Below are 24,893 nucleotides of genomic sequence, written 5' to 3' on the forward strand. Positions count from 1 at the left end.
GTCAGGGCATGGCGCGGCGTAGCGCGGGCGTCGCAACCATAGCGGCGAGCATGGCAACAAGGAAGATCAGACCGCTGCTGCCGTTCAGGAAGGCGGCGGCAAGTGCCGGACCGGGACAAAGCCCGACAAGACCCCAACCCGCGCCGAACATCAGAGAGCCGATCACAAGGTTGCGGTCCAGCCGCTGCGCGGGTTTGGCGGGAATCGGGGTTCCCAAAACGGCGGTCTTGCGGCGTTCGGCAACGCGCCATGCGATGAACATCGGGACAATCGCGCCGCCCATCACAAAGGCCAGCGTCGGGTCCCATGCGCCGAACACGTCCAGCCAACCCTGCACCTTCACCGTATCCACCATACCCGAGACAAGAAGGCCCGCGCCGAACAAGGCCCCCGAAAGGGCGGCAAAAATCAGACGTTGCATGTCAGATCACCCCCAGCCAATGGCGGAACAGCAGTACGATGACGCCGCCCGCCGCAATATAGACCATCGTCGCCGCCAGCCCCCGCCATGACAGCCGCGAGATGCCACAGACCCCGTGGCCCGAGGTGCAGCCGTTGGCAAGGCGCGTCCCGAAGCCGACGAGCAATCCGGCGGCGGCCAGCAGCCAGACATTGTCTGTCAGGCGCGTATCCACCGTCTGATAAAGCCCTGCCAAAACGGGCGGAAACAGAACCAGCCCGGCCAGAAAGGCAAGCCGTTCGCCCCAGTTGCCGCGCCCCGAGCCGTCCACAAGTCCCCCTATGATGCCGGAGGCACCCATGATGCGGCCATTCATCAAAAGGAAGAGCGCGCCCGCGCTTCCGATCATCAGGCCGCCGATCAGGCCCCAGATCCAGTCTTGTTGCAGCATGGTCATTTCCGATGTGAGAGAGGGGGCAACGGCTCAGAGGCCGTTGACCGGAACCTTGAGGTAGACTTGGCCATTGTCTTCCGGCTCTGGCATCTGGCCTGCGCGCATGTTCACCTGCAAAGACGGGATGATCAGGCGGGGCATAGCCAGCGTGGCATCGCGGGATTCGCGCATGGCGACGAATTCCTCGCGGCTCTTGCCTGCGCCAACATGGATGTTCAGTGCCTTCTGTGCGCCGACCGTGGTTTCCCAAGCAAATTCGTCGCGTCCCGGCGCCTTGTAATCATGGCCCACGAAGATGCGTGTCTCGTCCGGCAGCGCCATGATTTTCTGCACCGAGTCGAACAGGGCCTCGGCGGAGCCGCCGGGGAAGTCGCAGCGCGCGGTGCCGAAGTCGGGCATGAACAAGGTGTCACCCACAAAAGCGGCATCACCGACTACATAGGTCAGGCAGGCAGGCGTATGGCCGGGGGTGTGCAGCACATCGCCGCGCAATTGCCCGATGTGAAAGCTGTCGCCCTCGCGGAACAACTGGTCAAACTGCGAGCCATCGCGCTGGAAGCGGGTGCCTTCGTTGAAAATCTTGCCGAAGGTGTCCTGCACAACGGTGATCCGGTCGCCGATCCCGATCTTGCCGCCCAGACGCTCCTGGATATAGGGCGCGGCGGAGAGGTGGTCGGCATGGACATGGGTTTCCAAAATCCATTGCAGATCAAGGCCATGCTCTTGGATATAGGCAATCACCAGATCGGCCGAACGTGTATCGGTATGACCCGAGGCATAATCGAAATCGAGGACGGAATCGATCACGGCGCAGGCTTTGCCTTGGGGCTCGATCACGACATAGGTGATCGTATTGGTGGCTTCGTCGAAAAAGCTCTGAACGGTGGGGGTCATTGTCGTCTCCCTTGGCTGTCTGGGGGTGATATAGCGAAGGCAAAAACATATTTCAAGTTTTGAATATGTATTTCTCTGAAATCCGTCGATCTTTGACCTGCATCAAGGCAGCACCAGGGCGAATGCCTGAAAGTAGGGTTGGAACATGGGGGATATCATGGGCAAAACACTGGCTGACCGCAAAGGCGAACTTCAGAGCCGCCGCGCCGCACTTGCAGACCGGATGAGCGCGATCGAGTCCGAACTCGACAGCCCCCAGAACCGCGATTGGGAAGAACGGGCGACCGAGCGCGAAGGGGATGAGGTGCTTGAAAGCATGGGGCAGTCTGCCCTCTCCGAAATACGGATGATCGACGCGGCGCTGACCCGGATTGCATCGGGACAATACGGCCAGTGCGCGCGCTGCGGTGCCGCCATCAGCGAAGAACGTCTGGATGTGCTGCCGTTCACGCCCTTTTGCCGCGACTGTGCGGCAGGCGCGTAAGAGAAGGGGAAAGGTCATGGCAACGAAAGACGATCTGAACCGGATTGCCCGTCTGGCTCATGAGGCTGCCGAACAGGCGGCACAAGGCAACCTGCTATCCCTTGCGCCGCTGTTTCAGCAGATGCAGGCCTTGGGAGAGGTCTTGCCCGGACTGCATCGGGAACGCCTCGAAGAGTCGCTGGCACGCGATGCAGAGATCGAGGCCGGATTTGACAACATGCCTGTCTGACCCTGCGCAGGCGTCTTGCAGCGGGCTGGCCGCAGCGGCTTGACCGCAAGTCCCGTTGCGCTGCACTGTGGGAGCGGCGGGACACAGGCAAGGACATGACAGTGACAAACGGCATCGATGTGACCACTTCGGACGCATTCGCCGAAATCACGCTGTCCCGCTTTGCCGATGGCCTTTGGCTGTCTGCCGCCCAGCGTGCGGCACTTTTGGCCGAGCTTGCCTCGCTTGAAATCGGTCGGGCCGGTGTTCTGTTGCGCGCCGCAGACAGGGTCATGGCCCGGCATGCGGACGGGGGGCCGGACCTGCCATCGCCGGATGATCAGGAAAAGCCGACGATGGCCGATCTGTGCAGAGCAATCGAGCAGGCTCCGGTTCCGGTGTTTGTGTTGCTCGAAGGCATGGTCGCCGGGGCGGGCGCAGAGCTGGCACTGGCGGCCCGTTGGCGCATTGCAACGCCGGGCGCAAGCATCGCCTTTTCTGCCGGACGCCTCGGGCGGATCAGCGGCGCGGGCGGCACCCAGCGTCTGCCCCATCTTGTCGGCGCCGAACATGCGCTGCGCTTGCTGATCCAGTCGCGGCCCATTCCTGCGCCCGAGGCGCTGGTGATCGGGCTGGTCGATCAGATTGTCGAAGCTGACACGCAGGCCGAGATCGTTGCTGCGGCGCGCGCCTGGGCTCAGGCCAACGCAAGGCTAATGCGCAAGGCGACCGGGACGGCGGATGCCAAAGCCTATTTGCAGGCGATAAAGGCCGTGCGGGCAACGGCGGCACCGGACAGTCTGGCGATGGCACTTGCCGATTGCACCGAGGCTGCACTGCTGCTGCCCGCCGAACAGGGCCTTGCGCTGGAGGCGACACTTGCGGCCGAGCGCGATGCGATGCCGCGCACCCTGGCCTTGGCGCATATGGCGCGCGCCGAGCGCCGGGCGGCACAGATGCCCGAGGCTTTGCAACAGATCAAGGCCGGGCCTGTCGTGCGGCCCGCGCTAGTGGGGGCCTCGCCCCAGATGACCGCGCTTGCTCTGATGGCGCTGGTGCGCGGGCTGGCGGTGACGGTGCTGGAGCCGGACCGTAACCGTCTTGTCGCCATGCTGCAAACCATCGCCTCGCGGCAAGAGGCGGCTGTGCAGGGGGGCACCCTGTCTGCCGCGCAGCGCGACGCCGACTGGGCGCGTCTGCGCACGGTGGTGGACGCGGCCGAAATTGCGCGCGCCGATCTTGTCATCGTCGCATCCGATACAGCGGTGCCAGAGTCTCGCCCTGCCGTGCCCCTTTTGGTCATGGGGCGCGGACCCTTGCCGGAAGGCGCGCTGCGCCTTGTGGTGTGGGGGCGGGTGGCAGAGCTTGGGCTGCCCGCCAATTGTCCCGCGGCGGCGGCGGTGCAGGCGATGGCGTTCTTGCGGCGGCTTGGGCAAACCGTGGTGCTGACCGGGGTTCAGTCGCCCTTGGGCATCTCCGGGCGGCTTGCCGGGGCAGGCGCGGCGGCCCTGCGTGCGCTGCAAGCGTCAGGCGTGCCGCCCGATGCCATCCGCGCGGCGCTTGTCGACTTCGGGGTGCCCGCACCGGCCATGCCGCAGGCTGAACTTGGCCCGCTCTTGCGCTTGATGCAGCCGCAGGAAATCGTGAACCGCTGGCTGGGCGCGCTTGCCAACGAAGGTGCGCGCATCCTTGCCTCGGGTCTTGCGCAATCGGCCAGCGATATCGATCTGGTCGCCGTTTTCGGCCTTGGCCTGCCTGCCGAAAGTGGAGGGCCGATGTATCAGGCCGAGCAGCGCGGCCTGATGATCTTGCGCCGCGATCTGGTGCAATGGGCTGCCGAGGCAGAGGTCTGGCGGCCTGTGCCGGCGCTAGATGCGCTCGTTTCCGCCGGCCGTGGGTTTTCCGGCAGGCTCAGCCAAGGATGACACCGACCACCACCACGATCAGCCCCAGAGCCGAAACCGCAAGCGCGCCGAGGTTCAGCACGACAACTTTCTGAAGCTGCGCCTTGATCGCCTCCTCGGGGAGGGCGGATTTGCGCGCTCTCATCGCCAGCAGGATGCACCACAACAGCGTCAGCACTCCCGCCAGCGTCAGGGCGGTTCCGCCCCAGATCAGCATTTCCATCTGTCGACATCCTTTGAAATCGGGTCAGCGCCGCCTAGCCGATGCCTGCGCGCTGCGCAAGTCTCGACCCCCGGACGACTTGAACCGCTGACAGGGCCACGATAGGGAAGAGGTCCAACCGCACAGCACGAGGCCATGATGAGCGACGCTATAGACAACTACTCCGTGACGGCTGACGAGCTGCGCCAGTTCATTGAGCGGGCCGAACAACTGGCGGCGGAAAAGAAAGACATCGCCGAGCAGGAAAAGGAACTCTTCGCCGAAGCCAAGGGCCGCGGCTATGACACCAAGGTAATGCGCAAGGTCATCGCCCTGCGCAAACGCAAGCCCGATGAAATCGCCGAGGAAGAGGCCGTTCTTGAAATGTATAAGGCGGCATTGGGCATGGCTTGAGTAATTTGCGGCAGAACGGGGGAGCGCCCCTTTTGCCGCGCGCCGCGCCTGTCAGGCCGACAGGAAAGTCACCCCGGGCAGCGCGCGGATGCGTGCCACATCGGCCTGATAAGCCTCGCTCAGGGCGCGGATTGTCTCCTCGGTCCAGCCCGGCACCTCGATCTCCATCTCCACGCGCTCGGGCAGGGCGAATTTGTCAAGGAATGCCGAAACGATGCGGCGGCGCTGGATCGTGGTCTGCACCGGATGGCTTTCGATATAGGCCTTCATCCGCGCCAACCCCTCGGGAGACATGATTTCGGCCAGAAGATCATCGGCATCTTCAAGTTCTGTCCCCTCGGCATGGCCCGACACCGCTTGCAGCACCTCGGGCCAGATCAAGGGCGTGTCCTCGTCACACCAGACCGTCAGCGGCACCTCTGGGTTGTTGGTCAGCACATCCTCGATCACCTCGGACCATTGCAGGTCTTGCGGGTCTATCCCGTCCATGAACTGGTCAAATGTCTTGTCCCGCTGCTTTGCGAAAAGCTCGGGCAGGAAGGTGGCCGGGTTGCGGATGGCCAGATGGAATTCTGCCTCGATGTCTGGGAAGATCTGGGTAAAGGCGCGCACGCGCTCTGCGGCGGCAGGATACAGCCGGTCCTTCACCACCCATTGCGGAAAGGACAGAAAGTTGTCCCATGACAGCACGAGCCGCTCGGCCCGGTCCTCCTCCATGATCTGCTCCAGCACCAGTGCCTGCGTGTCGCGGCTGGCGGGCTGTCCCTTGAGCGTGATGGCGGTATCGCGCAGCAAAGACCGATAGCGCGCCGGACCCGGCACCACGATTCCCTGCGCGCCAAGGGTCTGACGGTTCTTCAGCAGACAGCGCACCAGACGTTCATCGTCTGTGCAATGGGCGCCGAGATGATAGACAATACGCATCCTGCTTTGAACCTGCCTCGTTTTTGTGTCCCGACTATAAGGCCATTCCGGCCCGTTGCCACGGGGCATGGCACCCACCGCAGCATAAGAAATGCCGACAGAGTCCCTGCGGCAACGCTTCCCCGCAGCTGATCTGGACAGGACAGGGTGGCGAATGCTAGCAGGGGCGGGATGACCCAGCAAAATAGTCAAGTTCCCACGCCTTCCTCCCGGTCCGCCCTGCGCGTCCCGCGCCTTGATGTGTGGACCCTTGGCGCCATCCTGATTGCCGTCGTGGTCGTCGCGCCGATGGCATCGGTGCTGTGGATCGCCTTTCATCCGACAGAGAACATCTGGCCACACCTCAGCCGCACGGTCTTGCCGCGCTATCTGGGCAATACCCTTGTGCTGATGCTGGGTGTTGCCGTGCTTACCGCGATGGTTGGCACCGGGGCCGCATGGCTCACGACGATGTATCGCTTTCCGGGACGGAACTGGCTCGATTATGTGCTGCTGTTTCCGCTGGCGATCCCGGCTTATGTGGGGGCCTATGCACTCGTCGATGTGCTGCAATATGCCGGCCCCGTGCAGACCGGCCTGCGCGGATTGATGGGGTATGAATCCGCGCGCGACTACTGGTTCCCGCAGGTCCGCTCGCGCGGGATGGCGATCGTGGTGCTGTCGGCGGCGCTTTACCCTTACGTCTATCTGCTGGCGCGTGCGGCCTTTCGCGAGCAATCGGGTGCAGCCTATGAAGTGGCGCGCGCCTTGGGCTGCGGTCCTTGGCGTCTGTTTGGCCGCGTGGGTCTGCCGCTGGCCCGCCCCGCCATTGCCACCGGCGTGGCTTTGGCCCTGATGGAGACGGTGGCCGATTTCGGCACGGTGCAGTATTTCGGCGTGCAGACACTGACCACCGGCATCTTCTCGACCTGGCTCAACGGGAATAACGCAGGCGGCGCGGCGCAAATCGCGGGTGTTGTGCTGATGCTGATCTTCGTTCTTCTGGGGCTGGAGCGGATCAGCCGCCGCAATGCGCGCTTTCATCGCGTCGGCCGCGCCGCGCGCCCGGTAGAGCCAGCGCGGCTCAAGGGCGGTGCGGGCTGGGCGGCCTTCGCGCTTTGCGCGCTGCCGGTTATGGTGGGCTTTGTGCTGCCGGTCGCGATCATGGGATGGCACGCCCTGCGCCGTCCCGAAACGTGGCTGTCGCCCGGCCTGACGAAAGCCTTTGTCAACACGCTGATCACCGGCGGGGCAGCGGCGGTGCTGACGGTGGGGGCCGCACTGTTTCTGGTTTACGGGCTGCGCATGGCCCACCGCTCTGCCGCGCGATGGGTCTTGCCGGTGACAACGCTCGGCTATGCCGCGCCCGGTGCGGTGCTGGCAGTGGGGATTCTGATTCCCCTTGCAGCACTTGATCATCAACTCGCCGATGCGGTGCTGGCGCTCACGGGCTGGGACCCGGGGCTGCTGCTGACCGGAACGGCGGCGGCCTTGGTGCTCGCCTACTCGGTGCGCTTTTTCGGGGTGGCCCAAGGGGCGGTCGATGCGGCCTTCGGCCGGATTTCTCCGTCTTTGCCGATGGCTGCCCGTTCGCTCGGTCGCACGCCCGGCGGCGCGCTGTGGGCGGTGCATCTGCCGTTGATGCGCGGCTCGGTCGCCACGGCGCTGCTTGTGGTCTTTGTCGATTGCGTAAAGGAGTTGCCCGCAACCCTGCTACTGCGGCCTTTCAACTATAACACGCTTGCGACAAGGGTCTATGAACTGGCCAGTCTCGAACGTCTGGAAGAGGCCGCGCCCGCCGCGCTCATGGTGATGGCGGTCGGGCTGCTCGCGGTCGCATTGATGGCGCGGGCCAATCGATGAAGGGCTTGCACCCGCCGCCTTGCGCGGGTATTTCAAGACCATGCCTCTATAGCTCAGCTGGTAGAGCACCTGATTTGTAATCAGGGGGTCGCGGGTTCAAGTCCTGCTGGGGGCACCATAGTCTTCTTGTCTGTGGCGGAATGTCTTGGGGAATGGCCCCGGCTCAGGCCTGTGCTGCCTGCATGCATGCTGATGCCCCCGCATCAGACTCGATCACCAGTTTGCCGTTGCATGTGATCCGCTCGACAAAGCGTCGCGCTTTCTGGCCGCGTGTTTCATTGCGGGCCAGGGATTTTGTCACGCTTTCCATGCCGGGAAACAGCGACTCGATTTCCTCGTAGGCCTCGGCTGAGATCATGCCTCTGGCCTGCGGACCGAAGAAGAAAGACTCGGTGGGGGCGTTTTCGCTCAGAATCACTTCGTGGTCATCGAACAGGATATGCCAGTATTCCACCGATTGAACATTTTCGGCCGTATCCACTCCGGCAAGACCGCGCAGGTCTTTTGCCGGAACCAGCATTTCGCGCTGCCCGAACATGCGCTCTGCCACGCGCGACTTGACAAGAATCCGATGCTGGCGGCTCAGGGTCAGGTCGCGCTCGGGCAGGCCATAGCCAAGCGCCCCCGCGCGGATGACGATGGGGCGCAAGAGATCATTCGCCACCACCTCGCGCGATGACAGCAGGCGCGAGCCGATCCAGCGGATCGGCCTGTAGCCGTGGTCATAGGTCAGCACGTAATCTCCCACGCTCAGGTCTTCCACGGCGCAGGTTCCCCCCATCGTGGTGATGCGTGTGCCGCTGGCAAAGCAGATGACCTTTTCGATATTGGTGAAAGTGGTCGATTGTCCGGTTTCGCTGCCATCGGGGTTCAGCCATAAGATCTGGCCGTTTTCACGGTTGGTGCTGTCGTAGACGATGCGCCTTGGCCCTGCGTCCCGCAGATCGAGCGTGTCGAGGTCATCCCCCCCTTCGCCGCCGTCAATCGTTGAGCTGGCTGACAGAAGTCCGTTGCGCAGAACGATCAGATCGCGGTCATCACCGCCACTCGCCTGCACTGTTCCGGCCGAGTCAATGACAAGGGTGTCATTGCCCGCGCCGCCAAACAGAAGATCGGCGCCGCCACCGCCCACAAGACTGTCGTTGCCGTCGCCGCCGTCAAGTCGGTCGGCACCGCTGCCGCCGAACAGCGTGTCATTGCCGATCCCGCCGATAAGCGTGTCATTGCCGTCGTCGCCATGCAGGCGGTCGTCTCCGGTGAACCCCAGCAGGCTGTCATTGCCGCTGCCGCCGAACACGGTGTCATTGCCGCCCCCCGCGTTGATGGTGTCATTCCCGCCGTTGCCAAACACGCTGTCGGCATTTTCGGTGATCCGGTCGCCTTGCAGGTCGGTATAGCCCACATTCATCGTCTCGGCGGTGTCGAGGCCATCGACCTTGCCATCGGCTGCGGCAGGCAGGGTAAAGGTGGCGTTTGCATCCACATCAAGGCTGAAGGTCAGGCCCGAAAGCAGGGGCAGCCCTTGGGGTGCGTAGAAGTAGATCTGCCCGTTGACGACGAAAACGGCCACGGGGCGGGGGTCTACCTTGATCCCCAGAAATCCCAGTGCGGAAATCGTGCCCGAGCCGAGGTAATCAATCTGACCCGCACTGCCGCCCGTCAGCGCAAAGGTGGTCTGCCCGTCATCGGCCTGTGACAACTGTCCGTTGTTATCCACAAAGGTGCCGGCCAGCGGGCCGCCGCCGACATTCAGAAGCGAAGTGTCGAGGATGCTGCCCAGACCGATAGAGGCAAGGCTGCCGTTATACTCGTAAATCCCGCTGACAGTCGAGGTGACGCTCATGCCGCGGCTCCGACACAGCAAGAGGCGGCCACTCCGGGCGCGCCAGACCTGTCGGCATCAAAGTATTCGGCGTTCATCCTGTCGGGTCCTTTTGGGCATCGCCCGGTTAGGAACGGATCGCCGACAGATTGTTTGAGTGGCGCGTGCCCTTTTTATCCCGCGCGCGGCGGCGCGGCATCGATGGGCAGAGTGCCGGCTTGGCTGCACCCAGTCCGCTTGCGCAGGCAGGACGGTCCGAAAAAGCCGGGTGCGGTCAGCCGGCGTTCGGGGCAGGGGGGGCGTTCAAGATCCACGTCCTGTCGATGGTAAGGATCGCCGCCATCGCCTGCGCCACTGTCTGGGGAGCGCCGGACGTGACGCCATCGGCCAGATCTTTGTAAAGGGACGATTTTTCGGATGCGAAATCCTCTACCCGCGCCTCGATCCGCGCCCGCGCCGCCTGCACCACGCCAAATTCCACCAGACCAGAGGCGGCCCGCAGGAACGGGTTCTGGCTCGCCTCGCATAAAATGCGGTGAAATTCGAATTCGGCCAGCGCATAGGGCTCGCTCAGCCCCGTCATCGCCTCGCGCTGGTTCAGCCAGTAGTGCAGCATTCGCACCTGTTCGGCGGTGCGCCGGGTGGCCGCCAAGGTGGCTGTCTGCATTTCGACCATATCGCGCAACTCGATAAAGCTGGTCAGAAAGGCGGCATCCGGTCCGGCCTCCTGAATCCAGCCCAGCACCGAGCGGTCAAACAGGTTCCAGCGGCCGCGCGACAGCACACGGGTGCCGACCTTGGCCCGCGCCTCGACCAGCCCTTTCGCCTCCAGCGTCTTGAGCGCCTCGCGCAGCACGGTGCGCGACACGCCGAAGCTGTCCATCATCTCGGCATCATTGGGCAGGATCGACCCCACGGCAAAGCGCCCCGAGGCGATGCCCAGACCGACCTCGGAAATCACATAGGAATGGTAGTTCCGCGCCGTCTGCCGCCCGGAGAGCGCGCGCACCAAACTCCCCGGTTCGCTCATGTCAGGATTTCCTAAACGCCTTTTTTCGTGGGGATGAGGCCGAGAACACCAGTCTTTGCAACAGAATGAACAAAAAGAGAAGCCCGCCGATCACGATCTTGGTCCACCAGCTCGACAAGGTGCCGTCAAAGACGATGTAGGTCTGCACCAGACCTTGCAGCATCACCCCGATGAAGGTGCCCGCCACAAAGCCGTAGCCGCCCGTCAGCAGGGTGCCGCCGATGACCACGGCAGCGATGGCATCAAGCTCTACCCCCAGTGCCGACAGGGAATAACCCGCCGATGTATAGAGCGAGAACACGATCCCGGCGATCCCGGCCAGGGTGGAGGACAGGGTATAGACAAGAATGGTCGTGCGCGCCACGGGAACCCCCATCAGCGCGGCCGAGGTCTCGTTGCCCCCCAGCGCATAGACGTAAGAGCCAAAGCGGGTGCGATGCGCAAGGATGATGCCCAGCACAAAGACCGCCAGCATGATCATCGCAATCACGGTCAGACGCCCGCCGCCCGGCAGCAGGATGTAGCTGCGCGAGATGTTGGTATAAAGGTCGTGCTTGATGCCGATGCTGTCGGGCGACAGCACCGAGGCCCCGCCGCGCGCCAGAAACATCCCCGCCAGCGTCACGATGAAAGAAGGCACCTTCAGGTAATGGATGGCCGCCCCCATCACCGCGCCGAATGCCGCCGAGATCACCAGCGTGATGGCAAAGGCCAGCAGCGGGTGCAGGCCCGCCCACATGATCAGCGTCGCGATCAGCACGGTGGAAAAGCCGATCACCGCCCCCACCGACAGATCGATCCCGCCCGAGAGGATCACAAAAGTCATCCCCACCGCCGCAATTCCCAGAAAAGCGTTGTCGGTCAGGAAGTTGCCCAGCACGCGGGTTGACAGCATCGACGGGTATTGCAGCACCGCCGCAATATAGGCGAGCAGGAAGATGGCGGTGGTCGCCAGCAGGGGGCGCAGCGCGCGGTTCATTTGGCGCTCCTGTTGCGGGGCGAGGTGAGGAAAGACAGATGGCGGCCCATCCACTGGGCGGCCATTGGCGATTGCAGCACAAGGATCAGGATGATGACCCCCGATTTGACCACAAGGTTGAATTGCGGCGAAAAGCCGGAAATCAGGATGCCCGTGTTCATCGCCTGAATGATCAGGGCACCCACCACCGACATCGGGATCGAAAAGCGCCCGCCCAAAAGCGAGGTGCCGCCCAGAACCACGGCCAGAATTGCATCCAGTTCCAGCCAGAGGCCCGCGTTATTGGCATCGGCGCCGCGAATGTCGCCCGCGACGATCAGCCCCGCGATGGCGGCGCAGACCCCGGCAAAGCTGTAGACGAGCAGCAGCAGCAAGCGGCTGGAAATGCCCGCAAAACGCGCGGCAGAGCGGTTCACCCCCACCGCCTCGATCAGCAGTCCAAGCGCCGTGCGCCGCACCGCCAAGGTGGCCCCGACCATCAGCACCAGTGCAATCACCACCGGCATCGGCAACCCAAGGAATGCTCCGGTGCCGATGAAGCTGAGGAGCGGGTCGGAAAAGGTGACGATAGAGCCTTCCGTGATCAACTGCGCCAGCCCGCGTCCGGCCACCATCAGCACCAGCGTGGCGATGATCGGCTGAATGTCGAGATAGGTCACCAGCACCCCGTTCCAGAAGCCACAGACCAGCCCCGCCAGCAGCGCCACCGGAATCGCGATCGTGGCAGGTGTGCCGCTAGAGACCATCACCGCCGCGACCGCGCCGGAAATGGCCATCACGGCGCCCACCGAAAGGTCAACACCCTTGGTCGCGATCACCGCGGTGACGCCAATCGCCAGAATGGCCACGGGCGCACCGCGGTTCAGCACATCGATAAGGCTGCCGAAAAGGCGTCCATCTTGCCAAGTTATGGTGAAAAAGCCCGGAAACAGCAGCCAGTTGATGAACAAGACCGCCGCCAGCGCGGCAAATTGCGGGCGCAGCAGCGCGGCAGTCAGAGGATGCCGTTTCATATCCTGGCCTCCGCAGAACCTGTGTTGTCGGCAATGGCGGCGACGATCACCGCCGGTGTGATGTCGGCGCCGTGCAACTCGGCGACCATCTGGCGGTCGCGCATCACCACCACGCGGTTTGAATAGGCCACCACCTCATCCAGTTCGGACGAGATCACCAGAAGCGCCAGCCCTTCCTCGCGCAATCGGTTGATGGTGCGCACGATTTCGGCATGGGCGCCCACGTCGATGCCGCGCGTGGGTTCGTCCAGGATCAGGAAGGTCGGGTCATTGGCCAGCCAGCGGGCAAGGATCACCTTCTGCTGATTCCCCCCCGACAAGAGCTTGACCGGCATGTCATGGCTGGCCGCGCGGATGTCGAGATCATCGGCATAGCGCCCGGCAATCTCGTCCTGCTCGTCCCGGTGCAGCGCGCGGAACCAGCCCAGTTTGGCCTGCAGGGCGATGATGATGTTCTCGCGCACAGAGAGTTCACCGAATATCCCGTCCAGCTTGCGGTCTTCGGGGCAAAAGCCGAATCCCGCCATGACCGCCTGTGCGGGGTTGCGGATTTTCAACGGCTTGCCAGACACCATGATCTCGCCCTCATCCGCCGTGTCCACGCCGAACATGAGCCGCGCCATCTCGGTCCGGCCAGAGCCGAGCAGTCCGGCCACGCCCACCACCTCGCCTTCGTGCAGGGACAGCGTGAAGGGGGCCACACGGCCCGCGCGGCCAAGGCCGGTAAAGGTCACCTTGACGGGGCCCTTGGCGGCCTCGGCGACCGGCAGCGTGCTGTGACCATAGGCCAGATCCTTGCCCAGCATCATGCGCACCACCTCGGTTGCCGTCAGTTCGCGCAGATCGCGGGTGCCGATCAACTGGCCATTGCGCAGGATCGTGACCCGATCAGCCAGAGCAAAGACCTGATCCAGAAAATGGGTGATGAAGATGATGCCAAGCCCGCGCGCCTTGAGCTTGGCCACCACTTCGAACAGCTTTTCCACCTCGTTACGGTCAAGGCTCGCCGTGGGTTCGTCCAGCACCAAGACCTTGCCCGACAGTTCCACCGCCCGCGCGATCGCCACAATCTGCTGCACGGCCACGGAAAAGCTGCCCAGCTCTGCACGCACATCGATATCAAGCCCGTAAGCCGCCATCAGCGCGGTGGCCTCCGTCACGATCGCCTTGCGCTGCACAAGGCCGAACCGCGTCGGCTGACGGCCCAGAAACAGGTTTTCGGCGACAGACCGGTTGGGCAGAAGATTGACCTCCTGATAGACGGTGCCGATCCCCGCGCCCTGCGCATTCAGCGGATCGGTAAAGCGGATCGGCGCGCCCTCCAGCACAATCTCGCCGCCATCGGGCTGATAGGCACCGGTGAGTATCTTGATGAGTGTGGATTTGCCCGCGCCGTTCTCACCCAGAAGCGCATGCACCTCGCCGGGGCGCACCGCGAAATCGACGCCGTCCAGCGCCCTGTGCTGGCCAAAGATCTTGGTGATCCCACGCGCCTCCAGCACCGGAGTTTCTCCGTCTGCCATGTCCTGCCCCCCGTTTCCTGCCTGCCACAGTTCTGCTTTTGACTGCATAAAGCAATTCCGCCGGCGGGATTATTCCCGCCGACGGATGCTTGCGAGGGTGTCAGTAACCCAGACCCTTGCGGCGATCATATTCGCCCTGCGGGTCATCGGCGGGGGTGTAGAGTTTGGACTCGGTGATGATGAACTTCTCCGGCACCGTGCCCGCGTTCAGATAGGCATCCAGCGCGGCAAAGGCCGGACCGGCCATGTTCGGCGTCAGTTCCACCGTGGCATTCGCCTCACCGCTGACCATCGCGGCAAAGATATCCGGCACGGCGTCGATCGACACGACCAGAATGTCGCTGCCCGGTTTCAGGCCTGCATCTTTGATCGCCTGGATGGCCCCCACCGCCATGTCGTCATTATGCGCATAGACCGCGCAGATACCGGCCCCACCGCCTTCGGCCTTCAGGAAGCCTTCCATCACCTCCTTGCCCTTCGAGCGGGTGAAATCGCCGGTCTGGCTGCGGATGATCGAGATGTTGGACGCGCTTGCGATGCCTTCTTCAAAGCCCTGTTTGCGGTTGATGGCGGGGGATGACCCGACGGTGCCTTGCAGTTCCACCACCTTGCACTCGCGATCCCCCACGGTGCTGACCAGCCATTCGCCTGCAACCCGGCCTTCCTTCACCTGATCCGAGGCGACCGACGTCAGGTAAAGGTCTTCGGGTGCGTCGATGCCGCGGTCCAGCAGCACCACGGGAATCTCTGCGTCCTTGGCCTCGGTCAGCACCTCTTCCCAGCCGGTCGACACCACGGGGGCGATCAGGATGGCATCGACACCTTGCGCGATAAAGCCGCGCAGGGCCTTGATCTGGTTTTCCTGCTTTTGTTGCGCATCGGCAAACTTCAGGTCAACGCCCAGACGCTCCGCCTCGGCCTTTGTCACCGAGGTTTCCGCGGCGCGCCAGCCGGATTCCGACCCGATCTGCGAGAACCCGATCACCTTGCCTGCCAGTCCCTCGGCATAAGCCGTTGAAGACATGAGTGCGCCGATACCCGCGACCAGCGCGAGTTTCTTGATAATGGACATGAATCCCTCCCTAGGATTGTGCGGCAGACGTCTCCTCCCGTCGACCTGACAGGAGGCTAGCAAAAGTAATACTATATGTAAAATTCTATATGCAGCGCACGGAATTGACATCAAACCGGGCCTGCGGGCGCGGAGCGGGCGGTCTTTCCCGATCTGGAAAACAAGGTTAGAATGCCCTCTTAAATACATGTTTTCGTTATGCTTTGTGTCCGAGGTCGAGCGCGGGCCGAAGGTGCCAGACGCGCGCTGCATGACAAACCGACTTCGGTGGCAATCCTGCGGGCAATCCGCCCCGCGACCCGCTGCCAGCCCGATCCTCGGGGTGCGGGATTGCACCCGCGTCTCCTCGCGCTCCGCCTTTTTTGCCCGCCTGATCGAATCATCATCTGACGGCTGTTCATCCGCTTGGCAGGTTTTGAACGCGGAAGCCTTGCGCAGGCAAAGTGCCATGTGAAATGCTGGCATCATGGTGCATCCTCGCCGCGCCTCTGGAGTGATCTGTTGAAAATCCTTGCCTTCACCTGCGTCAAGAATGAAGGCCCGTTCCTGCTGGAGTGGCTTGCCTATAACCGCTTGATTGGAGTGACAGATTTTGTCGTCTTTTCTAATGATTGCGAGGACGGGACAGATAAGTTGCTGACCGGCTTGGCCGAACAGGGCGTGTTGCGCCACATTCCGCATCGCGCCCCACCTGACAAAAGCGTGCAATGGCAGGCCTTGCAAAAGGTGGTCAAGGACGACCTTACAGCGGGCTACGACTGGGCGGTGTTTCTTGACGTCGACGAGTTTCCGATGATCCACGCGGGCCAGCATCGGTTGGCCGATGCTTTCGCCGCATTGCCGCCGAATGCCGATGCGCTTGCAATGCCTTGGCGTCTCTTCGGGGCGAACGGCCATGTGCGCTTTGACGATCAGCCGGTTACGGCGCAGTTCTTGCGCTCGGCGCCGGAGGATCTGTTCCACCCGATTGCCGGCCGATACATCAAGACGCTGTATCGGCCCTCCCGCTTTCAAAAGCCCGGCGTTCACCGGCCCAAGCGGCGGGTGGCGGACGCGCTGCCGAACTGGTTTGACGGCGCAGGCCAGCCCTTGCCTCCCGAGTTCGCCGCCCGCGACGGGCAAATCGCCTTACCCACCCTCACAACGGGGCGCAGCCTGATCGAGTTGAACCATTATTCCCTGCGGTCGGTGGAAAGTTTCATCGTCAAGACCGCCCGCGGCCTCGCGAACCGCCGCGTCAAGACGATCGACCTCGGCTATTGGGTGGAGCGCAATTTCAACACCGTCGAGAACAGCGCGATAACCCTGTGGTCCGCCGCATTGGCGCAGGAAATCGCGGCATTGCGGGCCTTGCCGCGCATCGAGTCGCTGCACCAGCAAAGCTGCGACTGGCACCGCGCGCGTGCAGCCAGCCTCATTCGCACCGAAGAGGGGTATCGTCTCTACTGCGACTGCCTCCATGCGGCAGATTCGGCGGTGCTGTCTCGGCGTCTCGCGCTCCATCTCTATTCGGTTTTTGCCGAGTTGCGCGCGCAGGAGCGGTGAATGGCGCTGCGCCTGCACATCGGTCTGAACGCCCGCCGGGCCAATGCCGAAAGCTGGGGCGATCTGGGGTATGCGCGGTGCCTTGCCGCCGCTTTCGAGCGGATCGGCCATGACTGCACGCTGTTCTTCCGGGACGAGCGGCCGCAGCTTTCGGGGCGGGATGAGGTGGTGCTGCGCATCGTCGGGCCGCATCTCGATGATCCGGTGCCGGGTGTTCCGAACCTGCTCTGGATCATCAGCCCGCCCAATCACGCCGCCTTGGCTCATCTTGCGCGCTATCAGGCGGTGTTCATCGCCTCTGCCACGCTGGCCGCGCGCTGTTCTGCCCTGGGGCAAGAGGCGCGGTTTCTGCCGCAAGCCACCGATCCGGCACTTTTCAACCCCGAGGCGCGCGGCGGATATCCGGTTGATCTTCAGGTCAGCTTTGTCGGCAACCTTGCCCCGAGGGTGCCCCGCAGCGCTGTCTTGGCCGCCATCGCACAAGGCTTTGATGTGCATATCTGGGGGCAGGGCTGGGAAGGGGCGGTGCCACAGCGCCACATCCGCAGCGAAAGGCTCGAGATTGACGGCTTGGCGCAGGTCTATGCCCGCTCTGCCGTGGTCCTGAACAGCCACATGTCCAACATGGCCGAACTGGGCTTCATGTCCAACCGCAGCTTTGACGCTCTGGCCTGCGGGGCGCAAGTGCTGTCGGACCGCGTGCAAGGGTTTGCCGATGAGTCCCTGTCGGCGCTGGTGCAGGTCGATGCGCCTGCCGATGTCGGTCCGGCGCTGTCCGCGCTTTTGTCGGCACAGCCGGATCGGCGCCATATCGCAGGGCTGATGCGCAGCAGGTTCAGCTTTGCCGCCCGTGCGCGTATCCTTGCCGATGCGGCACAGCAGCTCTTGGCCCTTGGCATGCGGGCCGAGCCTGCCTTTGCGCCGCGTCCTGCCCACCCCCTGCGCGGCGATGTGTTGCGGCTGGAGCTGACCGATTGCCCCGAGACGGATGCGCCCGATCTCGCCGCATGGCTGGATGGCTTGATGCAGCAGCACCGGTTGGAGGTGACGCTGCATTTGACCGACCCGAGCACAACCCCCGAGGGCATGTCGGTGGAAATGGCGATGCAGCGCGCGGCTTTTGCGGTGTTGCGCATCGGCGCGGTGATGGCCCGCCGCTCTTCTTTCGCGGCATTGAATGTGCGCGCCGCCCCGTCCGAGGCGCGCAGCGGCGTGATCCATGCCGCGATGATCGACCACCGCGAGGCGCAAGCCGCCGCCCTAGCCCCCGATGCCCCCGCAACTCTGGCCGTGCTGGAACGGGTTTGTGCCCGTGCGCGCAGGCTGCTGGATTGCGCCGATGACATGCTGCTCGACCTCGCCGCGCCTGACACCTTGCTTGATCCGGTGCAGGCTCGCATCCGTCTTCTGGGCAACCGCCCCTTTTATCCCCACACTCCGGAAGGCTTTTCGCGGGATCGTCAGAAGCGCCATCTGCGCCTGTGGCCCCGTAATTCTGGCGTCAGGATCGACCGGCCCATCGGGGTGTTCCTGCATCTCTATTATGCTGACCTTGCGGCCTGCTTTCGGGATCGCCTGCAGGCGCTGGACCTGCCGCACCGCCTCTATGTCTCGACCGATAGTGACGACAAGGCGGCGCAGATCGCCGCCGTTCTGCCCTCGGCGAAGGTAAGGGTGGTCGCGAACAGGGGCCGCGATGTGCATGGCAAGCTTTGCGGTTTTGCCGATGCCCATGCGGGCCATGACCTTGTCCTGCATCTGCATGGCAAGAAATCGCCTCATTCCGGGGGGTTGGACCAATGGCTCGATCACTGCCTGACCTGCCTGCTGCCAAGCCGTGAGGAAGTCTTGCGCATCGTGTCCTTGTTCCAGTCCATCCCCGATCTGGGCATGGTGGCTCCGCTGACCTTCAGATCGGTTCTTGCGGCGGCGCATTGGGGGGACAATCTGGACATCGCGCGCGAACTTGTTGCGCGTCTGCCTGCGCCATGCGCCTTGCCCGCCGATGCCGATCTGGAGTTTCCTGTCGGCTCGATGTTCTGGGCGCGCCGGCTGGTGCTGCAGCCCTTGCTTGGTCTTGGTCTGAACAGCGGGCACTTCCCGCCGGAAACAGGGCAGGTGGATGCCACCCCCGCCCATGCGATAGAGCGTTTGTTCGGAGTGCTGTGTCAGGCGAGCGGGCATCGCATGATCCGTGTGGCTCCGGCCAGCAGCACCCAGCACAAATCCCGCCAGATCGCCGCGCGGCGCAACGAGGACGTACGCAAGGCGTTGCAAGAAGGACAGTTCCAGCAATGATGCGCCCCCTGCCTTGTGCGGGATTTTTTGATCCGGCCTATTATCAAAGCCAGCTTTCCGCGCCCGTGCCAGATGCCTTGGCGCATTTTCGTGCCGAGGGGGATCGTCTGGGGCTGGACCCGTCCCCCTATTTCTCAACGCGCTTCTACAAGCAGCAGCACCCCGATTGGGCGACGCGCGGCAAGCCGACGGCTCTCGATGACTATCTGGCGCAAGATGTCGGCCCCGTGTGGCTCCGTCCGCATCCGATGATCGACCCTGACTTCTATTTGCAGCGCTATCCCGATGTGGCGGCGTCGGGCATGTCGCCGGGCGGGCATTTCGCGCGTCATGGAGATGCCGAAGGTCGTAGCCCCTCGGGCGAATTCGATGCCGTCTTCTACCGCCGCTGCTATCTTCGCTTGGAAGAGACGGGGGCCTTTGCCCATTTCATGGGCGGCGGCAAGGCTGCGGGCCATTTGCCAAAGCCCGCCCCGCGCAGCGCCGTTCAATCAGCAAAAGCGATGGCCGACACGGCGCTTGCGCTGAACAATCCCATCCTGCTTGCCGCGCATGATGCGCAAGAGGCGGGCGTTCCGCTTCTGCTGCTGGATCTTGCGCGCGATCTGGCAAAGCGCGGATTTTCTCCGATCTTCGTGCTGCAAGACGGGGGGCCGTTGGTTACGCCTCTGCGCCGGATTGGCACCGTGTTTGTGCTTGCGGAAGGGTGGCACGCGGCGGGGCTTTGTTCGGGGGTGCCCGCCGGAGTGCCGGTGATCGTGAGCAGCGCGGTTGCCGCCCCGATGGCAGAGGCCAGTGCGCGGGCCGGGTTGCGCACGCTTTTGCTGGTGCACGAAATGCGCGGCTATCTTGAGGCGCAGGGCCTGATCCCCGCACTGGTCGATGCGCAGCGGGCAGGGGCGCGGTTGATCGCCTCTTTCCCGCGCATGGCCGAAGCGCTGGAGCAAGACCTTGGCCCGCTGCCCGTGGTTCGCCCCGGTGTGGTGCTGCCAGTCACGCCGCTGGACGAATTCCGGCTGCGCCGCCGCTCCAGACTGGGCAGGCACATGTTCATCGGGGCGGGGCATGCAGACAGACGCAAGGGGTTTGATCTGTTTCTTGCCGCAGCGCATGAGATTGCCACCCAGCTGCCGCAGGCGCGCTTTGTCTGGCTCGGGGCGCTCGATCCTTGGGCGCGGCAACTGGCCGGTCAGGCACAGGCAAGCGGCTTGCCCCTTACGCTGCCCGGATTTGTCGCGCAGCCGCTGGGATGGTATGGCGCAGCGTCGGTTTATCTGCTGACCTCGCGGGAAGATGCGGGGCCGACAACCCTGATCCATGCCGCGGCCACCGGCACCCCTTTCGTGGGGTATGCCGCCGACATCGGCTTGCAAGGCATTGCAGACCCTTTGGGGCGCTTTGTGGCAAGCGGAGATCAGCCGGGTTTTGTCGCGGCAGCGCTTGATTTTGCCCGCAGCGATACGCCGCGCGCGCGCCACAACCGCCGCGCCCTGCTGCGCCCGCATCTGGGGCTTGCCCGCTATTGCGACGAACTGCTCAGCGCGCTCGCCTGACCAAAGCCTGCATGCGCGCCCAGTCGCGGGTGGTCATCGCCGGATTGCCTACCATCCGCGCCCCTGCCGCAACATCGCGCATCACCACCGCTCCCGCGCCGATCACCGCGCCATCCCCGATCCGCAAGGGTCTGCCGGGGCGGCCGTTGTTTATGATCGCACCGGCCCCGATGCTGACCTGCCGGCCCATCTCGACATGGCCGTTGACCACGGCGCCATAGGCCAGCGTGCTGTAGGCCCCGATGGTCACATCATGGCCGATTGCCGCTGCAAGGACCTGCACACCGGCGCCAAGCGTGACATTGGGGCTGATCAGCGTCGCCGGGTTCAGGATGCAGCCCGCGCCGATCTGTGCATCGGGCGCAATGCTTTCGGGCCTGCGGTGCAGGGCGCTCGCCAGCACCGCGCCTTCTGCGGCAAGCCGAGCCGCGATCCGCGCGCGCAGGGCACCATCGCCCATCGACAGCAGGACAGGCACATCGGCGAACCGCAGCAAGCGTTCGCCGCCCGATATCACCGGCACGCCCAAGGCCGGATGGTCAAACCCGTTTTCCAGATCGTCGATCACTGCCCGAAGCTGGGCGCGCCCCTGCCAGATGCCCTGCAAAACCTGCCAGATCATCTGGCTGTGCCCGCGGCTGCCGTAAAGCACGATCTGGTCAAATGCCTCGACCCCGCCGATCCTCTCCTCAGGGGGCTTTGCGATCATTCCAGCGCCCTCCCCAGCGCAGTCGCGGCCCGTGCCATGTCCGAAGGCTGCATGTCTCCGTGAAGCGGCAACGAAAGAAAGCTGCCCGCCACATCCGCAACCACGACCGCGCCGCTGCCGCTATGGATCGGCGCGCCATCATGGGTGGTTCCCGGCCCGCACAGCAGATCAAACGGCACGCGAGGCATGATCCCTTCACGCTCCAGCGCCGCAATCATGCTGGCACGCCGGACAGGCGGCACCTGCAACGTGTAATAGATATGGCTTTCGCTGCTGTCGGGGCGAGGCGCCAGCACTTTGACAGGCAAACCGGAAAGCGCCTCATCATACCAGCGGCGAACCTCGGCCCGAGCGCGCAACTCGGCTTTTAGCCGCGGCAGAACTGCCAGTCCGAAGGCGGCATGAACCTCGGACAATTTCCCGTTGATGCCGGGGCCGGTCGGGCGGCCCCCCTCGAGACCAAAGTTGCGCATGCGTGCCAGCCTCTCCGCGTGATCCTGACTGCGCACCACCACCGCGCCGCCCTCCGCCGTCGTCAGAAGCTTGGTCGCATGGAGCGACATCGCGCTTGCATCCCCCGCAAGACAAAGGCTTTTGCCCTGCCACGTCAGATCGGGCGCCTGCGCCGCATCAAACACAAGCCAAAGCCCGTGCGCGCGCGCAATCCGCTCCAGCGCGTCCACGTCGCAGGCGATCCCCTGAAAATGCACGCCCAGAATCGCCACCGTCTGCGGCGAGATCGCGCGTTCCACCGCTTTCGGGCAAAGCGTGCCGAACTCGGGCTCCACATCGGCAAACACAGGGCGCAGGCCGCACCAGTCGATCGCCTGCACCGACGCCGCAAAACTGAGCGGCGAGGTAATCACCTCGCCCCCTGCAGGCAATCCGCCCAAACGCAAGGCCAGCATCACCGCCATCGTTCCTGACGAAGTCAGCCGGAGCGGGCCGCCGATCTGTAGCTCCAGTTCCGCCTCCAGCCTTGCGTGCAAGGGGCCGCCATTCGTCAGACGTCCGCTGCGCAGAACCTCTGCCATCAGGCGCAGCAACTCGGCCTCATCCGGCATCACCGGTTGGCCAAAGCGGAGTGTTGCAGGCTCGGGTATCGTTGTCATGCGCTCTGTCATAGCGCTAATCCCCTGTCAGTGCAGGCAAAAACGCAAATACAAAGCGAAAGGAAAGTATCATGGAGGCGGGTATCGGAATCGAACCGATCTTCACGGATTTGCAATCCGGTGCATAGCCTGCCTGCCCACCCGCCTCGTGATGGGCGTCGAATAGCGCAGCTTGGCAGGGCATGCAAGGCCTGTGTTGCATACTGGTCTGTGACGGCGGCCGCGTGCTAAGGCGGGGCAAAACGTGGGGGCGTGCATGATCCTTGGTTATCAACATCGCGATGGACGGCTGATCCGCATCGAAGAAGGTTTGCCCGAGGACGCGCTCTGGCTTGATCTTATGCGCCCCGAGGGCAATGAAGAGGCGATGCTTGAAGCCGCGCTCGGGCTGGACCTGCCCACGCGCGAGGATATGGATGAAATCGAGCAATCCTCGCGGCTATATGCCGAAGACGGTGCCTTGTTCATGACGGTGACACTGCCTGCACAAACCGAAGGCGACGTTCCGGAAGTTGCGCCGGTAACCCTTGTGTTGACCCAGAAGCAACTGGTGACAGTGCGCTATCACAGCCCCAAGGCCTTCGAGATGTTCATGCAGCGCGCGGCCAGGGGCGGGTTGCCTTGCGCCACCGCCGAAGCTGTCACCCTGTCCTTGCTCGAGGTGATGGTGGACCGGCTGGCAGATGTGCTTGAACGCGTCGCCCGCGACATCGAGGTGATTTCGCGCAATATCTTCGCCAAGAATGGCGCACAGGCCCGAAAGGGCAGCGGCTGGCGGGCGGTGCTGGAAGAAATCGGGCGCAAGGGCGATCTGGTGTCGACCTTGCGCGACAGTCTGGGCACGATCGACCGCCTGACCGTGTTCTGGGGCCAGCGCTTGCGCGATGCGCCCGATACCAAGGAACTGCGCGCAAGGCTCAAGGATTTGACCTCGGATGTGCGCGGGCTCGAAGATCATTCCGCCTTCATGTCGCAAAAGATCGGCTTTCTGATGGATGCCACGATGGGTCTGATCGGCATCGAGCAGAACGGCATCATCAAGATTTTCTCGGTGGCCTCGGTGGTGTTTCTGCCCCCGACGCTCATCGCATCCATTTACGGTATGAACTTTGAGGTGATGCCGGAACTTGCACAGCCCTATGGCTATCCCGTGGCCTTGCTGGCCATGGTCCTGTCTGCCGTGATGCCCTATCTTTATTTCAAACACCGCGGCTGGCTCTGATCTGCAGAAAAATGCAGCAGTCGGCGGACTGCGGTAAGGGTGTGTGTTTTTGCAGGGAATTCTTGCCCTTTGGTTGCGTCCCCAGACTTGAACTTGTCGGTTCAAAGGTTCACTAAACATAAAAGTTTGTATGCCGCGCACGACTGTTCGAGCGCGCACCACGGTTTGGATACGGGGCTTTCCGATGGCAAAACGCCTTTTCATTGCGATCATTCTGCTTGGCCTCGTTGTGGGCGGGATCGTCTGGTTCAAGTTCTTCCGCGATGACATGATCGCGCAGTTCATGGCGGGGCGGGTGCCGCCGCCGGTGCCGGTCACCGTGCAAACCGTCGAACCGGTGACTTGGACGCCGGGGATCGACGCGGTCGGGACCGCGATTTCCGGTCGTGGTGTCGATCTGGCGATCGAGTCTGGCGGACTGGTGCGTGCCATCGGATTTGCCTCGAACGAGCGGGTCTCCGAAGGTCAGGTTCTGCTCCAGATCAACGATGACAGCGAGCGTGCGGCCCTTGCCGCCGCCGAGGCGGCCTTGGGCGTTACCCAGACCGAGGCGCTACGTGCTGCCACCCTGACAGAACGCGGCGTCGGCACCGCCAACTCGGTGGAAACCGCGCAGGCCCAAGAACAAAGCGCGCGCGCACAGGTTGCGCAGGTGCAGACGGCGCTTGATGCCAAGACCCTGACCGCTCCGTTCGAAGGGGTGATCGGAATTCCGCGGGTCGAGGTCGGACAATATGTCAGCCCCGGCACCATCTATGCCACCTTGCAAGACCTTGACCGGATGTTTGTCGACTTCACCGTGCCAGAGCAGCAGATCGGCGCGCTGGATCTCGGCCGCTCGGTCAGCGTCAGCACCGATGTGGGGGCCTTTGATGCCTCGGGCCGCATCACCGGGATCGAGCCGCAGGTGGACCCCAGAACACGCCTCGTTTCGGTTCGGGCCGAGGTCGAGAATCCCGGCGCACGCCTGTTTCCGGGCCAGTTCCTGCGGGTCCGCGTGGCTCTCCCCGCCGAGGAAGGCGTTATCACCGTGCCGCAAACCGCTGTGATCTCAAGTCTTTACGGCGACTCCATCTATGTGGTGAAACCTGATGGTGACGGGCTCAAGGTGGAACAGGTGTTCGTCACCCTTGGCCGCCGCTCGGCAGACCGTATCGAGGTTGTCAGCGGTATTGCGGCGGGCGACCAGATCGTCACGTCGGGTCAGAACCGTCTGTCCAATCAGGCGAAGGTGGTGATCGACACATCGGTGGACCTCTCGTCGCCAGCGGCCAGCGAATAGGGGGCGT

The 24,893-nt window shown here is 63.6% G+C and carries 23 protein-coding genes and 2 tRNA genes; 11 read left to right on the top strand and 14 right to left on the bottom strand.

Annotation, left to right across the window (positions count from 1 at the left end; translation table 11 throughout):
- Position 1: 1 nt before the first annotated feature.
- From G3572_RS01140 to G3572_RS01150, 3 genes are read right to left on the bottom strand one after another with little or no spacing between them, the layout of a single operon-like run.
- On the bottom strand, positions 2-421 hold the full coding sequence (locus G3572_RS01140; RefSeq protein ID WP_164608851.1) for a DUF6691 family protein: 420 nt from the start codon (positions 419-421) through the stop codon (positions 2-4).
- A 1-nt stretch (position 422) separates the two neighbouring features.
- Complete coding sequence (locus G3572_RS01145; protein WP_205518564.1) at positions 423-848, bottom strand: YeeE/YedE family protein; 426 nt, start codon at positions 846-848, stop codon at positions 423-425.
- Between the two features lie 36 nt (positions 849-884).
- Positions 885-1,748 (bottom strand): MBL fold metallo-hydrolase, encoded by an 864-nt coding sequence (locus tag G3572_RS01150; protein ID WP_164608853.1) that lies wholly within the window; start codon positions 1,746-1,748, stop codon positions 885-887.
- A gap of 157 nt (positions 1,749-1,905) precedes the next feature.
- On the opposite strand from G3572_RS01150, the gene G3572_RS01155 reads away from it, so the two are divergent.
- The 3 genes from G3572_RS01155 to G3572_RS01165 all read left to right on the top strand — a co-directional run bounded on the left by G3572_RS01155 (position 1,906) and on the right by G3572_RS01165 (position 4,365).
- Positions 1,906-2,232 (top strand): TraR/DksA family transcriptional regulator, encoded by a 327-nt coding sequence (locus G3572_RS01155; protein WP_164608854.1) that lies wholly within the window; start codon positions 1,906-1,908, stop codon positions 2,230-2,232.
- Between the two features lie 16 nt (positions 2,233-2,248).
- On the top strand, positions 2,249-2,461 hold the full coding sequence (locus tag G3572_RS01160) for a hypothetical protein (RefSeq protein WP_164608855.1): 213 nt from the start codon (positions 2,249-2,251) through the stop codon (positions 2,459-2,461).
- A 95-nt stretch (positions 2,462-2,556) separates the two neighbouring features.
- Positions 2,557-4,365 carry an enoyl-CoA hydratase-related protein gene (locus tag G3572_RS01165; RefSeq protein ID WP_164608856.1) on the top strand — a complete coding sequence of 603 codons (1,809 nt, stop codon included), beginning with the start codon at positions 2,557-2,559 and terminating at the stop codon, positions 4,363-4,365.
- Here G3572_RS01165 and G3572_RS01170 read toward each other — a convergent pair.
- On the bottom strand, positions 4,352-4,567 hold the full coding sequence (locus G3572_RS01170; RefSeq protein ID WP_164608857.1) for a hypothetical protein: 216 nt from the start codon (positions 4,565-4,567) through the stop codon (positions 4,352-4,354). The two genes, G3572_RS01165 and G3572_RS01170, sit on opposite strands and share 14 nt — an antisense overlap.
- Positions 4,568-4,705: 138 nt before the next feature.
- Here G3572_RS01170 and G3572_RS01175 point away from each other — a divergent pair, with 138 nt between their 5' ends.
- Complete coding sequence (locus G3572_RS01175) at positions 4,706-4,960, top strand: DUF2312 domain-containing protein (protein WP_164609870.1); 255 nt, start codon at positions 4,706-4,708, stop codon at positions 4,958-4,960.
- A gap of 51 nt (positions 4,961-5,011) precedes the next feature.
- Here the strand turns inward: G3572_RS01175 and G3572_RS01180 are convergent, their stop codons facing one another.
- On the bottom strand, positions 5,012-5,884 hold the full coding sequence (locus tag G3572_RS01180) for a hypothetical protein (protein WP_164608858.1): 873 nt from the start codon (positions 5,882-5,884) through the stop codon (positions 5,012-5,014).
- Between the two features lie 171 nt (positions 5,885-6,055).
- On the opposite strand from G3572_RS01180, the gene G3572_RS01185 reads away from it, so the two are divergent.
- Together G3572_RS01185 and G3572_RS01190 are read left to right on the top strand one after the other, a co-directional pair.
- Entirely contained in the window at positions 6,056-7,726 is a 1,671-nt protein-coding gene (locus G3572_RS01185) for an ABC transporter permease (RefSeq protein WP_164608859.1), read from the top strand.
- Positions 7,727-7,768: 42 nt separating this feature from the next.
- A tRNA-Thr gene (locus G3572_RS01190) sits at positions 7,769-7,844 on the top strand.
- A 45-nt stretch (positions 7,845-7,889) separates the two neighbouring features.
- On the opposite strand, the gene G3572_RS22250 is transcribed toward G3572_RS01190, so the two are convergent.
- The 6 genes from G3572_RS22250 to ytfQ all read right to left on the bottom strand — a co-directional run bounded on the left by G3572_RS22250 (position 7,890) and on the right by ytfQ (position 15,165).
- Complete coding sequence (locus G3572_RS22250) at positions 7,890-9,569, bottom strand: Hint domain-containing protein (RefSeq protein WP_164608860.1); 1,680 nt, start codon at positions 9,567-9,569, stop codon at positions 7,890-7,892.
- Between the two features lie 253 nt (positions 9,570-9,822).
- Positions 9,823-10,578, bottom strand: a complete 756-nt coding sequence (locus G3572_RS01200; protein WP_164608861.1) for a FadR/GntR family transcriptional regulator — start codon at positions 10,576-10,578, stop codon at positions 9,823-9,825.
- Between the two features lies 1 nt (position 10,579).
- The gene (gene yjfF / locus G3572_RS01205; protein WP_164608862.1) at positions 10,580-11,557 is read right to left on the bottom strand and encodes a galactofuranose ABC transporter, permease protein YjfF; all 978 of its coding nucleotides are present in this window, start codon (positions 11,555-11,557) and stop codon (positions 10,580-10,582) included.
- Positions 11,554-12,570, bottom strand: coding sequence for an ABC transporter permease (locus tag G3572_RS01210; RefSeq protein WP_164608863.1), 1,017 nt, complete (start codon positions 12,568-12,570; stop codon positions 11,554-11,556). Before G3572_RS01210 ends, yjfF begins: the two co-directional genes overlap by 4 nt.
- Positions 12,567-14,093 (bottom strand): sugar ABC transporter ATP-binding protein, encoded by a 1,527-nt coding sequence (locus tag G3572_RS01215; RefSeq protein WP_164608864.1) that lies wholly within the window; start codon positions 14,091-14,093, stop codon positions 12,567-12,569. Before G3572_RS01215 ends, G3572_RS01210 begins: the two co-directional genes overlap by 4 nt.
- 100 nt (positions 14,094-14,193) lie before the next feature.
- The gene (ytfQ, locus tag G3572_RS01220; protein ID WP_205518405.1) at positions 14,194-15,165 is read right to left on the bottom strand and encodes a galactofuranose ABC transporter, galactofuranose-binding protein YtfQ; all 972 of its coding nucleotides are present in this window, start codon (positions 15,163-15,165) and stop codon (positions 14,194-14,196) included.
- A 501-nt stretch (positions 15,166-15,666) separates the two neighbouring features.
- Here ytfQ and G3572_RS01225 point away from each other — a divergent pair.
- From G3572_RS01225 to G3572_RS01235, 3 genes are read left to right on the top strand one after another with little or no spacing between them, the layout of a single operon-like run.
- Positions 15,667-16,710 carry a glycosyltransferase family 2 protein gene (locus tag G3572_RS01225; RefSeq protein WP_164608865.1) on the top strand — a complete coding sequence of 348 codons (1,044 nt, stop codon included), beginning with the start codon at positions 15,667-15,669 and terminating at the stop codon, positions 16,708-16,710.
- A complete protein-coding gene (locus G3572_RS01230) occupies positions 16,711-19,008 on the top strand; it encodes a rhamnan synthesis F family protein (protein ID WP_164608866.1) in 2,298 nt (765 codons plus the stop codon).
- Complete coding sequence (locus tag G3572_RS01235) at positions 19,005-20,561, top strand: glycosyltransferase (RefSeq protein ID WP_164608867.1); 1,557 nt, start codon at positions 19,005-19,007, stop codon at positions 20,559-20,561. Before G3572_RS01230 ends, G3572_RS01235 begins: the two co-directional genes overlap by 4 nt.
- Here the strand turns inward: G3572_RS01235 and G3572_RS01240 are convergent.
- The 3 genes from G3572_RS01240 to G3572_RS01250 form a co-directional block, all read right to left on the bottom strand.
- Positions 20,545-21,270 carry an LbetaH domain-containing protein gene (locus G3572_RS01240; RefSeq protein WP_164608868.1) on the bottom strand — a complete coding sequence of 242 codons (726 nt, stop codon included), beginning with the start codon at positions 21,268-21,270 and terminating at the stop codon, positions 20,545-20,547. The two genes, G3572_RS01235 and G3572_RS01240, sit on opposite strands and share 17 nt — an antisense overlap.
- Positions 21,267-22,382, bottom strand: a complete 1,116-nt coding sequence (locus tag G3572_RS01245) for a DegT/DnrJ/EryC1/StrS family aminotransferase (RefSeq protein WP_164608869.1) — start codon at positions 22,380-22,382, stop codon at positions 21,267-21,269. Before G3572_RS01245 ends, G3572_RS01240 begins: the two co-directional genes overlap by 4 nt.
- Positions 22,383-22,454: 72 nt before the next feature.
- A tRNA-Cys gene (locus G3572_RS01250) sits at positions 22,455-22,528 on the bottom strand.
- Between the two features lie 110 nt (positions 22,529-22,638).
- On the opposite strand from G3572_RS01250, the gene corA reads away from it, so the two are divergent.
- A complete protein-coding gene (gene corA / locus G3572_RS01255) occupies positions 22,639-23,604 on the top strand; it encodes a magnesium/cobalt transporter CorA (RefSeq protein ID WP_164608870.1) in 966 nt (321 codons plus the stop codon).
- Between the two features lie 184 nt (positions 23,605-23,788).
- Positions 23,789-24,886, top strand: a complete 1,098-nt coding sequence (locus tag G3572_RS01260; protein WP_164608871.1) for an efflux RND transporter periplasmic adaptor subunit — start codon at positions 23,789-23,791, stop codon at positions 24,884-24,886.
- The last annotated feature ends 7 nt before the right edge of the window (positions 24,887-24,893 follow it).

Origin of the sequence: Pseudotabrizicola algicola (assembly GCF_010915705.1) — a bacterium.
Lineage (GTDB): Bacteria > Pseudomonadota > Alphaproteobacteria > Rhodobacterales > Rhodobacteraceae > Pseudotabrizicola > Pseudotabrizicola algicola.

Bases quoted from the DNA above. Each gene is read 5' to 3' on its own strand.
- G3572_RS01160 (WP_164608855.1), top strand. From the start codon at position 2,249: ATGGCAACGAAAGACGATCTGAACCGGATTGCCCGTCTGGCTCATGAG.
- G3572_RS01155 (WP_164608854.1), top strand. From the start codon at position 1,906: ATGGGCAAAACACTGGCTGACCGCAAAGGCGAACTTCAGAGCCGCCGC.
- G3572_RS01185 (WP_164608859.1), top strand. From the start codon at position 6,056: ATGACCCAGCAAAATAGTCAAGTTCCCACGCCTTCCTCCCGGTCCGCC.
- G3572_RS01245 (WP_164608869.1), bottom strand. From the start codon at position 22,382: ATGACAACGATACCCGAGCCTGCAACACTCCGCTTTGGCCAACCGGTG.
- G3572_RS01215 (WP_164608864.1), bottom strand. From the start codon at position 14,093: ATGGCAGACGGAGAAACTCCGGTGCTGGAGGCGCGTGGGATCACCAAG.
- G3572_RS01210 (WP_164608863.1), bottom strand. From the start codon at position 12,570: ATGAAACGGCATCCTCTGACTGCCGCGCTGCTGCGCCCGCAATTTGCC.
- G3572_RS01140 (WP_164608851.1), bottom strand. From the start codon at position 421: ATGCAACGTCTGATTTTTGCCGCCCTTTCGGGGGCCTTGTTCGGCGCG.
- G3572_RS01230 (WP_164608866.1), top strand. From the start codon at position 16,711: ATGGCGCTGCGCCTGCACATCGGTCTGAACGCCCGCCGGGCCAATGCC.
- G3572_RS01240 (WP_164608868.1), bottom strand. From the start codon at position 21,270: ATGATCGCAAAGCCCCCTGAGGAGAGGATCGGCGGGGTCGAGGCATTT.
- G3572_RS01175 (WP_164609870.1), top strand. From the start codon at position 4,706: ATGAGCGACGCTATAGACAACTACTCCGTGACGGCTGACGAGCTGCGC.
- G3572_RS01200 (WP_164608861.1), bottom strand. From the start codon at position 10,578: ATGAGCGAACCGGGGAGTTTGGTGCGCGCGCTCTCCGGGCGGCAGACG.
- G3572_RS01260 (WP_164608871.1), top strand. From the start codon at position 23,789: ATGGCAAAACGCCTTTTCATTGCGATCATTCTGCTTGGCCTCGTTGTG.
- G3572_RS01165 (WP_164608856.1), top strand. From the start codon at position 2,557: ATGACAGTGACAAACGGCATCGATGTGACCACTTCGGACGCATTCGCC.
- G3572_RS22250 (WP_164608860.1), bottom strand. From the start codon at position 9,569: ATGAGCGTCACCTCGACTGTCAGCGGGATTTACGAGTATAACGGCAGC.
- G3572_RS01180 (WP_164608858.1), bottom strand. From the start codon at position 5,884: ATGCGTATTGTCTATCATCTCGGCGCCCATTGCACAGACGATGAACGT.
- ytfQ (WP_205518405.1), bottom strand. From the start codon at position 15,165: ATGTCCATTATCAAGAAACTCGCGCTGGTCGCGGGTATCGGCGCACTC.
- corA (WP_164608870.1), top strand. From the start codon at position 22,639: ATGATCCTTGGTTATCAACATCGCGATGGACGGCTGATCCGCATCGAA.
- G3572_RS01170 (WP_164608857.1), bottom strand. From the start codon at position 4,567: ATGGAAATGCTGATCTGGGGCGGAACCGCCCTGACGCTGGCGGGAGTG.
- G3572_RS01150 (WP_164608853.1), bottom strand. From the start codon at position 1,748: ATGACCCCCACCGTTCAGAGCTTTTTCGACGAAGCCACCAATACGATC.
- yjfF (WP_164608862.1), bottom strand. From the start codon at position 11,557: ATGAACCGCGCGCTGCGCCCCCTGCTGGCGACCACCGCCATCTTCCTG.
- G3572_RS01235 (WP_164608867.1), top strand. From the start codon at position 19,005: ATGATGCGCCCCCTGCCTTGTGCGGGATTTTTTGATCCGGCCTATTAT.